Annotated in this window: 13 protein-coding genes; 3 read left to right on the top strand and 10 right to left on the bottom strand. The window is 71.9% G+C overall.

All coding sequences use genetic code 11. The annotated features are described in order from the left end of the window. The first annotated feature begins 82 nt into the window (after positions 1–82). Positions 83–1,609 carry a protein kinase domain-containing protein gene (locus ACWEV3_RS13185; RefSeq protein ID WP_452614060.1) on the top strand — a complete coding sequence of 509 codons (1,527 nt, stop codon included), beginning with the start codon at positions 83–85 and terminating at the stop codon, positions 1,607–1,609. Positions 1,610–1,645: 36 nt separating this feature from the next. Then, positions 1,646–2,521 (top strand): 3-methyladenine DNA glycosylase, encoded by an 876-nt coding sequence (locus ACWEV3_RS13180; RefSeq protein ID WP_452614059.1) that lies wholly within the window; start codon positions 1,646–1,648, stop codon positions 2,519–2,521. Here the strand turns inward: ACWEV3_RS13180 and ACWEV3_RS13175 are convergent, their stop codons facing one another. Genes ACWEV3_RS13175 through ACWEV3_RS13165 form a run of 3 tightly spaced genes read right to left on the bottom strand, consistent with a single transcriptional unit; the run spans position 2,522 to position 4,426 of the window. After that, a complete protein-coding gene (locus ACWEV3_RS13175; RefSeq protein ID WP_452614058.1) occupies positions 2,522–2,902 on the bottom strand; it encodes a winged helix-turn-helix transcriptional regulator in 381 nt (126 codons plus the stop codon). It lies immediately after the preceding gene. 40 nt (positions 2,903–2,942) lie between these two features. Then, the gene (locus ACWEV3_RS13170; RefSeq protein WP_452614057.1) at positions 2,943–3,164 is read right to left on the bottom strand and encodes a hypothetical protein; all 222 of its coding nucleotides are present in this window, start codon (positions 3,162–3,164) and stop codon (positions 2,943–2,945) included. A gap of 29 nt (positions 3,165–3,193) precedes the next feature. Further along, positions 3,194–4,426 (bottom strand): Bcr/CflA family multidrug efflux MFS transporter, encoded by a 1,233-nt coding sequence (locus ACWEV3_RS13165; protein ID WP_452614056.1) that lies wholly within the window; start codon positions 4,424–4,426, stop codon positions 3,194–3,196. 138 nt (positions 4,427–4,564) lie between these two features. Between ACWEV3_RS13165 and ACWEV3_RS13160 the strand changes: the two genes are divergently transcribed. Continuing rightward, positions 4,565–5,146, top strand: coding sequence for a TIGR03086 family metal-binding protein (locus tag ACWEV3_RS13160; protein ID WP_452614055.1), 582 nt, complete (start codon positions 4,565–4,567; stop codon positions 5,144–5,146). Positions 5,147–5,205: 59 nt separating this feature from the next. Here ACWEV3_RS13160 and ACWEV3_RS13155 read toward each other — a convergent pair whose 3' ends face one another. The 7 genes from ACWEV3_RS13155 to gcvP form a co-directional block, all read right to left on the bottom strand. Beyond that, on the bottom strand, positions 5,206–6,744 hold the full coding sequence (locus tag ACWEV3_RS13155; protein ID WP_452614054.1) for a class I adenylate-forming enzyme family protein: 1,539 nt from the start codon (positions 6,742–6,744) through the stop codon (positions 5,206–5,208). 170 nt (positions 6,745–6,914) lie between these two features. Then, entirely contained in the window at positions 6,915–7,694 is a 780-nt protein-coding gene (locus tag ACWEV3_RS13150; protein WP_452614053.1) for an energy-coupling factor ABC transporter ATP-binding protein, read from the bottom strand. Then, positions 7,682–8,449, bottom strand: coding sequence for a cobalt ECF transporter T component CbiQ (gene cbiQ, locus ACWEV3_RS13145; RefSeq protein ID WP_452614052.1), 768 nt, complete (start codon positions 8,447–8,449; stop codon positions 7,682–7,684). Before cbiQ ends, ACWEV3_RS13150 begins: the two co-directional genes overlap by 13 nt. A gap of 2 nt (positions 8,450–8,451) precedes the next feature. Further along, positions 8,452–8,793, bottom strand: coding sequence for a PDGLE domain-containing protein (locus ACWEV3_RS13140; protein WP_452614051.1), 342 nt, complete (start codon positions 8,791–8,793; stop codon positions 8,452–8,454). Further along, positions 8,790–9,461 carry an energy-coupling factor ABC transporter permease gene (locus ACWEV3_RS13135; RefSeq protein WP_452614181.1) on the bottom strand — a complete coding sequence of 224 codons (672 nt, stop codon included), beginning with the start codon at positions 9,459–9,461 and terminating at the stop codon, positions 8,790–8,792. The genes ACWEV3_RS13140 and ACWEV3_RS13135 overlap by 4 nt, the downstream gene beginning before the upstream one ends. A 177-nt stretch (positions 9,462–9,638) precedes the next feature. Then, on the bottom strand, positions 9,639–9,908 hold the full coding sequence (locus ACWEV3_RS13130; protein WP_358568854.1) for a HesB/YadR/YfhF-family protein: 270 nt from the start codon (positions 9,906–9,908) through the stop codon (positions 9,639–9,641). A 156-nt stretch (positions 9,909–10,064) separates the two neighbouring features. Further along, entirely contained in the window at positions 10,065–12,959 is a 2,895-nt protein-coding gene (gcvP, locus tag ACWEV3_RS13125) for an aminomethyl-transferring glycine dehydrogenase (protein WP_452614050.1), read from the bottom strand. Positions 12,960–13,008: the final 49 nt, after the last annotated feature.

Below are 13,008 nucleotides of genomic sequence, written 5' to 3'. Positions count from 1 at the left end.
GCCCGGAAGACGCGGTGCGGCAACCGTGACCATTGGCCGATTTGTCACCCATTAGGGTCACGGTGTGCGAGATGATCGGGTCGTGGCTCACCATCAACAGGTCAGCACCGCCCCCCGTGTCATCGGCGGCCGGTACCGGCTGGAGGGCACCATCGGCCGCGGCGCGATGGGTTACGTCTGGTCCGGCACCGACGAGCTGCTGCAGCGGCCGGTGGCGGTCAAAGAGCTCCGGTTGTCCCCCGGCATCCCCGAAGAGGAGGCCGCCGAGCTGCGCGAACGAGCCCTGCGCGAGGCGCGCTCGATGGCGGTGCTCAGCCACCCCAACGCCGTCATGCTCTACGACGTCGCACGCGATGGCGAGCAGCCGTTCGTCGTGATGGAACTGGTGCGGGCGCAGAGCCTGTCGAGCGTGCTCAACAAGCACGGGGCGCTGAACCCGCACCAACTCGCCGTGCTGGTCGACAGCGTCGCCGCGGCCCTGCAGGCGGCGCACCACGTGGGCATCGTGCACCGCGACGTCAAGCCCGGCAACGTGCTGCTGGGGCGGCACGGCCAGGTCAAGCTCGCCGACTTTGGCATCTCCCGCAACGCCGCGGAATCGACCCTCACCCGCACCGGCGTCCTGGTCGGCACGCCCGCCTACCTGGCGCCGGAGATCGCGATGGGCCGCTCCCTGGGGCCGTCCGCCGACCTGTGGAGCCTCGGCGCGACGCTGTTCGCGGCGGCCGAAGGCCGGCTGCCGTACGACGCCTCCGGCGACCCGCTGATCACCGTCAGCTCCATCGTGCACGGGCCGGTGCCGCAGCACCGCCAGAGCGGCCCGGTCGGCGAGGTCATCAGCGGCCTGATGGTCAAGGATCCCGAGCGGCGAATGCCACTGCTCGAGGTGCGCCGCCGCCTCCAGGACCTGGCGCGCGACGCCGGGGAGGCCCCGTTCGACGCCCTGCTCGACGCCACCGAGCCCGCGCCGCTCCCACACACCCACCCGAGCACCTCGTCGCAAACCCTGCCCACCGCGCCGGTGAGCGCGCCGAAAAGCGGGAACGGGCGCCGGGCGGCGGTCGTGGCGGGCGGGCTCGCGATGCTGCTCGCGGGCGCCGCCGGGGTTGCCGGTTTCTACGCCGGAGTCGCCGAACGCCCGAGCGGAACCCCGGGCGTGGCGCCGCTGGAACCGACGCCCGGACAGGGTCCCGGCACGTCCGCCTACCGCATGATCGAGGCCGAGTCCTTCGGGACGGAGTCCGGTGGCGTCGCCACCGACGAGGAGGGGCAGGTCGGGTTCATCGGGCCGATCGACAACGGCGACGGGGTGCTGTTCCGGGGCATCGACTTCGGCCCCGAGCCTGCGACCCAGGTTTCCGCGCGGCTGCGGACGTGGGTCGACGACGGGGTGAAGGCGAAGATCGAGGTCCGGCTCGGCGGCCCGAAGGGCAAGGTCGTCGGCAAGATCAACGTATCGTCCACCACCGCGGACGGCCAGAAGTGGAAGGAGGTGCCGGTCGACCTGCAGGAGCCAGTGACCGGCAAGCGGGACGTGTACCTGTCCTTCGCCTCGGACGGAAGCGGGGACTTCCTGGACCTGGACTGGTTCAAGTTCTTCCGCCGCTGACCGGCCCGACACCCGCCTCGACTACCCTGACCGGCGATGATTGTGCTGTCTGAGCAGGACTGGCGCGCCCGGCAGGCCGCCCACCGGGAGCGGGTCGCGCGCTGGACGCAGCCGCACCGCCGACGCCAGCACGAGCACCGGAAGCACCCGGTGCTCGACTTCCTCTTCACCTACTACTCGTTCCGCCCGGCCCGGCTGGAGCGCTGGCAGCCCGGCGTCGGCGTCGCGCTGGCGGGCGGCGAGGAGTTCCTGGCCCGGCGGGGCTTCGCCGAGACGCCGGAGGGCGTCGCGCTCGATCCCGCCGCGCTGACCGAGAAACGCCGCGCCAGCACCGAATTCGTGCTCGGGCTGCTGACCGCCACGGCCTCCCGGAAGGCCCGGCTCGGCTGCTTCGGCCTGCACGAGTGGGCCATGGTCTACCGGACGCGACCGGAAGAGATCCGGCACACCGGGTGGCCGCTGCGCCTCGGGCACGACGGCACCGACGAGGTCGTCGAATCGATGCCGATCAGCTGCACGCACCACGACGCTTTCCGGTTCTTCACCCCGCAGGCCCGCCCGCTCAACGTGCTGCAGCCCGAGCGCGCCGACCAGGTCCGCCTGGAACAGCCGGGCTGCCTCCACGCGAACATGGACATGTTCAAGTGGAGCTACAAGCTCGAACCGTTCGTGCCCGCCGAATTGGTCGCCGACTGCTTCGAACTGGCCGTGCGGGTGCGCGAACTGGACATGCGCGCCAGCCCGTACGACCTGCGCGAACTCGGCTACGAGCCGGTTGCGATCGAAACCCCCGACGGCCGTGCCGACTACGTCCGGCGGCAGCGCGACTTCGCCGCCGAGGCCGCGGTCCTGCGGCAACGGCTGATCGACACCTGCCGCGAGGTCCTCGACTGGGCGGCGCAGCCGGTCTGATCACCCCTGGTCGGCGGCGGCACGGGCGGCGAGGATGCGGTTGACGTTGCGCTCGGACCAGTCGGCGATCGCCTCCACCGGCCCGCGGAGCGAATGCCCGAGTTCGGTCAGCTCGTAGGTCACCCTCGGCGGCACCTCCGGGTATACGGTCCGGATCACCAGTCCGTCGCGCTCCATCGCGCGCAACGTCTGCGTCAGCACCTTCGCGGCGACACCGCCGATGCCGGTGCGCAGCCGCGTGAAGCGCATCGGGCCGTCGGACAGCAGCGTCACCACCAGCACCGTCCACTTGTCCCCGATGCGGTCCAGCACCAGCCGGGTCGGGCAGTTCGGATCGGTCAGATCCCCGCGCTTGAGGACGCTGTCCTCACTGGTAACCACCAGGTACCTATAGCACGGCCGAGCAGTCGGTTACAACTGGTTACCTACGTGCCGGAACGCGCGGCTCCGCAGGCAGCGCAGCGGCGAGCAGAAGACGACGAGCCAGCTGACCGCGAAGACGCCCGCCGAGACCCACAGCACCGCGCGGACGCCCACCGACGAAGCTGATCTGGGTGCCGAGGTCGCTGCCGCCGACGGCGGCGAACAGCAGCCAGAACTCCCCGGGCAACCGGTCGAGATCGGTGGTTCGTTCGTTGATCACCCGACAACCATGGTTCTCGGTCCAGCTGATCAGCGCTGGGTGGTCCGCTCCTCCGCACGGTCGCCCGACAGCGCCTCGGCGCGGGCGCGGCGGGTCAGCGCGAGGTAGACCACGACCGCGGACAGCGACAGGGCCCCCATCACCACGCCCATCGGCAGCGCCGTGCCGGTGCCCGCCGAACCCACCAGCGGCGCCGCGAGGCCACCGGCCAGGAACTGCATGACGCCCAGCAGCGCCGATGCGCTCCCGGCCGTCTCGGGGTGCCCGGACAGCGCCAGGGTCGTGGCGTTGGGGAACACCACGCCCATGCTCGATGCCACCAGGAAGAGCGCCGGCAGCAGCCCCGGCAAGCCCAGACCGAACACGGCGGACAACGCCACCGCGATGCCGCCGACCGCGTTGACGCCCAGCCCGATGGCCAGCAGCCGGCTCGGGTCGACCCGGGCCACCAGCCGGCCGTTGAGCTGCCCGAAGAGCACGATGCCCAGCGAGTTCACGCCGAACACCAGGCTGAACAGCTGGGGCGACATGCCGTAGACGTCCTGCAGCACGAACGACGAACCGGCGATGTAGGCGAACATCGCCGCGAACGCCAGCGCCGCGGACAGCGAATACCCGACGAACGCCCGGTCGCCGAGCAGGCTTCCGAAGGTCCGCAGCGTGCTGCCCAGGCTGCCGGGCCGCCGCGACTCGCCGGGCAGCGTCTCCCGCACTCCGAACGCGGTCGCGACCAGCAGCACCACGCCGATCACGCCGAGCACCAGGAACACGCCGCGCCACGACGTCACCCGCAGCATCTGCCCGCCGATCAACGGCGCGAGGATCGGCGCCAGCCCGTTGACCAGCATGAGCAGCGAGAAGAACCGCGCCATCGCCACGCCCGAGTACAGGTCCCGCACCACGGCGCGGGCGATGACGATTCCGGCGGCGCCGCCGAGGCCCTGCACCAACCGCAGCCCGGCCAGCGCGTACGCGGACGGCGCGACCGCGCACAGCAGCGACGCCAAGGTGAACACCACCAGCCCGATCAGCAACGGCCGGCGGCGGCCGAAGGTGTCCGACAGCGGCCCGGCGACGAGCTGTCCCAGGGCCAGGCCGACCGTGCACGCCGTCAGCGACAGCTGCACCTGCGACGGCCCGGCTTGCAGATCGCCGGCGATCGCCGGAAAGGCGGGCAGGTACATGTCGATCGACAGCGGGCCGAACGCCGACAGCGCGCCCAGGATCAGCACGTACTCCACCCTGCGCGGTTGGTCCCCCATGCGTTCGCTCCCGTGGTGCTCGATACCGACCGGTACCGTAACTCCGCGGCGCACCTCGGGCAGCGGGCGGGCCCACCGATGAGAATCGGCCGCCGGAGCGGTCTACCCCACCAGAACGGACTGCGAAGGAGCCGCGAAATGACCGACCTGCCCGACCTCCGGCCGGCCGCCGAGCACCTGGTGACCCTGCTTGGGAACGTTGCCGACGACCAGCTCGGCGCGCCCACGCCGTGCACCGAGTACGCCCTCGGCGACCTGATCGACCACGTCAGCGGCCTGTCGCTGGCGTTCGCCGCGGCGGCTGCGAAGGACTTCTCGCAGACCGGCGGGGGACCGTCCGGAGACGCCACCCGGCTTCCCGGCGACTGGCGCACCCGCATCCCCGCCCAGCTGACCGCGATGGCCGAAGCGTGGCGCGACCCGGCGGCATGGGATGGCATGACGCAGGCCGGTGGCATCCAGTTGCCGGGTTCGGTCGTGGGCGCGGTCGCGATGAACGAGCTGGTGGTGCACGGCTGGGACATCGCGAAGGCCACCGGGCAGCAATTCCGGTGCGACGCCACGTCGCTGGCGTCGGCCCTGGAGTTCGTGTCCGCGTGGGCGACCGAGGAGCCCAGCCCCGACAGCCCGTTCGGCCCGGCCGTCGAGGTCCCGGCCGACGCGACGCCGCTGGACAAGCTCGTCGGCCTCACCGGCCGCAACCCTGCCTGGCAGCCATGAGAACCCGTGTGCACTTTCGGTTGCAATAGCAGCAAAAAGTGCGCACGGGTCCTGAAGGCTCAGCGGCCCCAGACGGGATTTCCCCACTCGGTCTGCTCGCGGAGTTGGCGTTTGAGCAGCTTCCCTCCCGGATTGCGGGGCAGCGGTTCCGCGCGCACCACGAAGTACTGCGGCACCTTGAAGTCGGCGAGGCGATCCGCCAGGTAGGCCAGCGCGGCCCGCGGGTCGAACTCGCCGTCCGGCGGCGGCACCACCACCGCGCCGACCTTCTCCCCCATCACGTCGTCCGGCACGCCGACGACCGCCACGTCGGCGACGCCGGGCGCTCCGGCCAGCGCGTTCTCCACCTCCACCGAGTACACGTTCTCGCCGCCCCGGTTGATCATGTCCTTGGCGCGGTCGACGACGCGGACCAGGCCGTGCTCGTCGATGCTCGCCAGGTCGCCGGTGCGCAGCCAGCCGTCGGCGAAGGCGTTCGCGGTCGCCTCCGGCTTGTTCCAGTACCCGGCCACGATGTTCGGGCCGCGGATGAGCAGCTCGCCGACGCCGTTTTCCGGGTCCGGCGCGTCCAGCGCCAGATCCACCACGGGCGCGGCGAACCCGACCGAGTCGGCGTGCTCGGCGGCCCACTCGTGCGGCAGGAACGTCGCGATCGACGACGTTTCGGTCAGGCCGAACCCGTTGCCCACCCGGGCCCGCGGGAAGCCCGCCTTGATCCGCTCGACCAGCGCCGGGGCGATCGGGGCGCCGCCGTAGTTGACCTGGGTGACCGCGCTGACGTCGAGGTCCGCGAACTCGGGCTGCGCCAGCGCCAGCGCGTAGATCGCGGGGACCGTGATGAGGGTGTTGATCCGCTCCTCGACGAGGGTGCGCAGGAACCGCGTCGCCTGGAAGTCCGGCAGCACGACGGTGGTGCCGCCGAGGGCGAGCTGCACGAGCAGCTGGGTGTTGCAGCCGGTCACGTGGAACAGCGGCACCGACACCAGATTGCGCTGCGCCGGGCCCTCGGCGCGGTCCGTGCCCATCACCCGCAGCGCGGTCTCCACATTGGACAGGAAGTTCTCGTGGGTCGTCATCGCACCCTTCGGGAAGCCCGTGGTGCCGCTGGTGTAGAAGATCGCCGCGAGGTCGTCCGGCGCCAGGTCGTCGACCGCGCGGGCCGGACCGTCGGGCAGCGGATCGCCTGGTCGCAGCACGTGCTTCGCGCCGGAGTCCGTCAGCACGTAGTCGATCTCGGGTGCGGCGAACCGGATGTTCACCGGCACCGCGACCGCCCCCGCCAGCTGCGTGCCCAGGAATCCCAGCACCCAACCCACCCCGGCGGGCAGCAAGCTCGCCACCCGGTCGCCCCGGCCGATCCCGGCCGCGCGCAACCCGCCTGCGACGCGTGCCGCCCGGTCCCACAACTGCCGGTAGGTGAGCCGCTCGCCGTCGACCTCGACGAGCGCCTCGTTGTCCGGGAAGCGTTCCGCAGTGGACCGGAACATGGTCACCAACGACGCGGGAAGGCCGGTGTAGTGCGCGATTCCGCGGCTGTCGCGCCGGATCCCGGAGGTGTCGAACGGGGCGGCACCGCGCGGGTGCGGTTCGACCGGCATCCCGCTCACCTCTCCCCGCACATCGGGCTCCTGCCCGGGTCGCCGGGATCTACCGGTCCGCGAACGGTTTCCACCGAAACCATCGGTGCCTCCTCGCCACGCTGCGACAGACCCGCTCACCCTCACCTCGCGAACAGGTGGGGTCAAGACGTCCGAAGGCGGGGATCGGCTCAGGGAACCCGGAATCCGTAGGGAAGTTCGAGGCGGTGCGCGGCCAGCAGCTCCGCGTCGGACAGCAGTTCCGCGGTGGGGCCGTCGGCGACCACCGCTCCGTCGTCGATCAGCACGCTGCGCGGGCACAGCTGCAGCGCGTACGGCAGGTCGTGGGTGACCATGAGCATCGTGCCGCCCCAGTCCAGCAGCACCTCGGCGAGTTCGCGCCGGGCCACCGGTTCGAGGTTCGACGACGGTTCGTCCAGCACCAGCAGCTCGGGACGGCAGGCGAGCACCGCGGCCAGCGCGACCCGCTTGCGCTGGCCGCCGGAGAGGTGCAGCGGCGAGCGGTCCGCGTGCTCGGCCATGCCCACCGCGTCGAGCGCCGACCGCACGCGCTCGGCCAGTTCCTCGCCGCGCACGCCGAAGTTCGCCGGGCCGAACGCGACGTCCTCGCGCACCGTCGGCATGAACAGCTGGTCGTCGGGATCCTGGAACACCAGCCCGACGCGACGGCGGATCTCCTTGAGGTTCCGCGAATCCACGGGCAGCCCGCCGACGTGGATGCTCCCCGACTCGGCCGTGTGCACCCCGTTGAGGTGCAGCGTCATGGTGGTCTTGCCCGCCCCGTTGGGGCCGAGCACCGCGACCCGCTCCCCGCGCTCGACGCGCAGGTCGACGCCGCTGAGCGCGCGGTGCCCGTCCGGGTACCGGAACGCCAGCCCGGCCACCTCCAGCGCCGGGACGGCCGCCGGCTCGGTGGTGCGCTCCGGCAGGGGTTCGGTCAGGCGGTCCACAAGGCCACTCCCAGCACGACGGCGGCGACGACCGGTGGCGCCATGCCCAGCCACCACATCGCCGGTGATGTCCGGCGCGATTCCCCCAGCTCGGGCATCGCGCCGCTCCAGCCACGCGACACCATCGCCAGGTGCACGCGTTCGCCCCGCTCGTAGGAGCGGATGAACAGGCTCCCGATCCCGCGCGCGGTCGCGCCGAGCTGCCACAGGAACCGCGGATCGTGCCCGCGGCAGATGCGCGCGACCCGCATCCGCTTGGCCTCGGCGACGATCACCTCGGCGTAGCGCAGCATCAGCGTGATGATGGTGATCAGCAGCCGGGGCGCCCGCAGCCGCTGCAACCCGACCACCAGCTCGCGCGGCGCGGTCGTGGCGGCCAGCAGCACCGACGTGGCCAGCCCGAGCGTGCCCTTGACCAGGATGTTCCAGCCCGCCAGCAGGCCACCGGTGGACAGCGCCAGGCCCGCCACCTCGGTGGTCGCACCGCCCGCGGTGAACGGCAGCACCAGCGCGAGCACCACGAACGGCACCTCGATCAGCAGGCGGCCGGCCAGCCAGCGCAGCGGAACCCTGGCCACCAGCACGAGCCCGAACAGCAGCAGCGCGTACCCGCCGAACGCCCAGAACACCTCGCGCGGCGTCGCCACCACGCACAGCACCACCAGGAAGGCCGCCACGATCTTGACCTCGGGCGCCGACCGGTGCAGGACCGAGTCGCCGGGCAGGTGCAGCGCGCCGGCGTGACCGGCTCCCACCGCTATTCGCCCCCGGTCCGGCGCCGCAGGCCCCAGAACAACCCGCCGGCGGCGCCGAGCGTGACCACCGCGCCGATCACCCCGGCCACCCCGGTCCAGCGGTCATCCCCGCCGACGGTGTAGTCCGCCAGCGGGCCGCCGGAGAACGCGTGGTCCTGGGCGTGCTGCGCGATGCACTGCCCTTCCAGCTGCTCGCCCTGCTCGGTCTCGACCACGGTGCAGCCGCGCTGCGTGACCGCGTCCAGCCCGTCGGGATCGGAGTCCGCGAAGTAGGCCACGCCACCCGCGATGACGAGGATGAACAGGCCGAAGACCAGCAGGAAACGCCGACGTGGGGCGCTCATCGCACCTTCTCCTCCGTCTGCTTCGCGGTCCGCAGCAGGTGGACCAGGTCCGGTCGGGCGGCCGCGACGGCACCCACCGTGGCCGCCGTGATCACGCCCTCGCCGATGCCGATCAGGCAGTGCACCCCGACCATCGCGACCGCGGCCGTGCCGAGGCCGAAACCGGCCGCGCCGCCGACCGCGTATTCGAGGATGAAGCCGCCGGAGGCGGCGACGGTGTTCACCCAGGCCGCGACGAAGGCGGTCACCAGCAGACCGGCCCGGCTCCGCCGCGCGAAGCGGCGCAATGCGAGGGCGACGAGGTAGCCGGCGGCGGTGCCGATCAGCGCCATGTTGGTGATGTTCGCGCCCAGCATGGTCAGCCCGCCGTCGGCGAACAGCAGCGCCTGCACCACCAGCACGATCGCCACGCATAGCGCGCCGACCCACGGCCCGGCCAGGATCGCCGCCAGCGCCCCGCCGAGCAGGTGCCCGCTGACGCCGGGCAGCACCGGGAAGTTGATCATCTGCGCGGCGAAGACGAACGCGGCGACCAACCCCGCCATCGGCGCCGTCCGGTCGTCCAGGTCGGCCCGCGCCTTGGTCAGCGCGACCGCCAGCCCGGCTATCGCCACGGCCGCGAACAGCACCGCCGTCTGCGCGTTGAGCAACCCGTCGCTCATGTGCATGGCGAGCGTGGTGGTCGGCACGACGCGCTCCCTCCTGACCGGAACAGCTGCGCATCGAGAGTAGTTGCCGCAATACCGCAATCACCAGTAGCTGGCAGGAGGCCTAGATCGCAGTCCGGTGAGAAAAAACCGTCGTCCCGGGCATAACGCCCAGGACGACGGTTCGAGTCCGTTCGGTCAGTCTCGGACTGCCAGCGCCAGTTCGCCGTTGGAGTCCCGCTCGGCGTCCAGCACCTTGTCGCCGAGCAGCGCGGCGACCTGCGGTTCGAGGAACACCCGCACGCCGGATACCTCGACCACCTCGTCGCCCGACTGCGGTTCGGCGGCGATCGACGCCTGCAGTCCTTCGCCCGCCGGCGCAATGCGCAGGCCGGAACCTTCCGGAGAGTCGCCGCCGACGAGGACGAGCTTGATGACCTCTGCGGCGCTCTCACTGATGGTGAGCATTGTGCTCAACCCCTTCTCCGAGCCGGTCGGTTTGAAGGGGCCACCGTGTCATCAGCCGCCGCCCCGACGCAAACCGAACCGCCCCCGGCGTGTCACCGGCCCCGGACACCACGACGCCCCCGGCCGCAACAGCGGTCCGAGGGCGTCGTGGACGGATCACGCCTGGTAGGCGTCCAGGGGCGGGCAGGAGCAGACGAGGTTGCGGTCGCCGCGCGCGCCATCGATGCGGCGCACCGGGGGCCAGACCTTCGTCACGTCGGTGCCCAGCGGGTAGGCCGCCTCCTCGCGGGAGTAGGCGTGGTCCCAGTCCTTGGCCAGCGACGCCGCCGTGTGCGGGGCACCCACCAACGGGTTGTCGTCGGCCGGCCACTGCCCGGCGACGACCTTGTCGATCTCCGCCCGGATCGCGATCATCGCCTCGCAGAACCGGTCCAGCTCCGCCAGGTTCTCGCTCTCCGTCGGCTCGACCATCAGCGTCCCGGCCACCGGGAACGACATCGTCGGCGCGTGGATGCCGTAGTCCGCCAGCCGCTTGGCGACGTCGTCGACGGTGATGCCGCTGGTCTTGCTGATCTGCCGCAGGTCGAGGATGCACTCGTGCGCGACGAAGCCGCCCTTGCCGGTGTAGAGCACCGGGAAGTAGTTGTTGAGGCGGCGGGCGACGTAGTTGGCGGCCGCGACCGCGGTCAGCGTCGCCCGGCGCAGGCCGTCGGCGCCCATCATCCGCACGTACGCCCAGGAGATCGGCAGGATCGAGGCGCTGCCCCACGGGGCGGCGCTGATCGGGCCGACGCCGGTCGCCGGCCCGGCGGCGGGCTGCAGCGGGTGGTTGGGCAGGAACGGCGCCAGGTGCTCGCGCACGCCGATCGGGCCGACGCCCGGGCCGCCACCGCCGTGCGGGATGCAGAACGTCTTGTGCAGGTTCAGGTGCGAGACGTCGGAGCCGAACTTGCCCATCCGCGCGAGGCCGATCAGGGCGTTGAGGTTCGCGCCGTCGACGTAGACCTGGCCGCCCGCGTCGTGCACCAGCCCGCACACCTCGCGCACGGTGTCCTCGTACACGCCGTGCGTGGACGGGTAGGTGATCATGATCGCGGCGAGGTCGTCGGCGTGCTCGGTGACCAGCTCGCGCAGGTGGTCGAGCTCGATGTTGCCGGCGTCGTCGCAGCGGACCACGATCACCCGCATCCCGGCCATCACGGCGCTGGCGGCGTTGGTGCCGTGCGCGCTCGCCGGGATCAGGCACAGGTCCCGGTCCTCGTCACCACGGCTGCGGTGGTAGGCGCGGATCGCCAGCAGGCCGGCGAACTCGCCCTGGCTGCCGGCGTTGGGCTGCAGGCTCACCGCGTCGTAGCCGGTGACCTCGGCCAGCCAGGTCTCCAGGTCCTTGACGATCGACAGCAGCCCCTCGGCGTCCTGCGCGGGCGCGAACGGGTGCAGCGAACCGAACTCGGGCCAGGTGATCGGCTCCATCTCGGCCGTCGCGTTGAGCTTCATCGTGCACGAGCCCAGCGGGATCATGCTGCGGTCCAGCGCGATGTCCTTGTCCGACAGCCGCCGGAGGTAGCGCAGCAGCGAGGTCTCGGAGCGGTGGGTGTGGAACACCGGGTGGGTCAGGTACTCCGAGGTGCGCTCCAGCGCCGCGGGCAGCGCGTCCGGCGTCTCGATGTCGAGCTCGTCGACGTCACCGCCGGTGACGCCGAAGGCCTGCCACACCGTCGCCAGGTGCGCCCGCGTGGTGGTCTCGTCGCAGCTGATGCCGACGTGGTCGGCGTCCACGCGGCGGAGGTTGATGCCGCCCCGGCGGGCCCTGGCGACGACGTCGTCGGCCTTGCCCGGCACCTTCACGAAGATCGTGTCGAAGAACTCCTGGTGCAGCACCTCGACGCCACCGCGGCGCAGCTGCTCGGCGAGCACCGCCGCCATCCGGTGCGCGCGGGTCGCGATCGACCGCAGCCCGGCCGGGCCGTGGTAGACCGCGTACATCGAAGCCACGACGGCCAGCAGCACCTGCGCGGTGCAGATGTTGCTGGTGGCCTTCTCACGGCGGATGTGCTGTTCGCGGGTCTGCAGCGCCAGCCGGTAGGCCTGGTTGCCGTCGGCGTCGACGCTCACGCCGACCAACCGCCCCGGCAGCTGCCGTTCGAAGCCCTTGGCCACGGCCATGAACCCGGCGTGCGGGCCGCCGAAGCCCATCGGCACGCCGAACCGCTGGGTGCTGCCGACCACCACGTCCGCGCCGATCTCGCCGGGCGAGCGCAGCAGCGTCAGCGCCAGCAGGTCGGCCGCGACGACGACCTTCGCGCCGCGCCGGTGGACCTCCGCGATGATCTCCTCGTGGTCCCGCACCGCGCCGGAAGCGCCCGGGTAGGACAGCAGCACGCCGAAGAACTCGCCGTCCGGCAGCGCCTGCGCGCCCGCGGCGAGGTCGGCGACGACGACCTCGATGCCCAGCGGCTCCGCGCGGGTCTCGATCACCGCGATGGTCTGCGGCAGCGTGTCGGCGTCCACCACGAACCGCGGCGACTTCGACCGGCCCGCGCGGCGCACCAGCGTCATGCCCTCGGCCGCGGCGGTGGACTCGTCGAGCATCGACGCGTTGGCCACCGGCACCCCGGCCAGGTCGGCCACCATCGTCTGGAAGTTCAGCAGCGCTTCGAGCCGGCCCTGCGAGATCTCCGGCTGGTACGGCGTGTAGGCCGTGTACCAGGCGGGGCTCTCCAGCACGTTGCGCAGGATCACCGGCGGCGTGACCGTGCCGTAGTAGCCGAGCCCGATCATCTCGGTGTGCGGGCGACAGCGGCGCGCCAGCTCGCGCAGCTCGGCCAGCGCCTCGGACTCGGTGGCCGGCTCCGGCAGCGCCAGCTGCAGGTCGCCTTCCCGGATCGTGTCCGGCACGGCGTTCTGCCCCAGCTCCTCCAGCGAGCCGACGCCGATCACGTCGAGCATGCGCGCGAGTTCGGCCGGCATCGGGCCGACGTGCCGGTCGGCGAACGGCGTGCCGTGCTCCAGGGCGGCCAGGGGAATGCGGTCGTGGGTCACGTCGGTCATCGCCAAACCTCAATCGTCGCGGCGGCAAAGGGCGGCAGGCAGCCGGAAC

The sequence above is a fragment of the Saccharopolyspora sp. NPDC003752 genome (genome assembly GCF_053605825.1).
The sequence above is the reverse complement of the archived record's forward strand: the minus strand, read 5'-3'. Positions and strand labels throughout refer to the sequence as shown.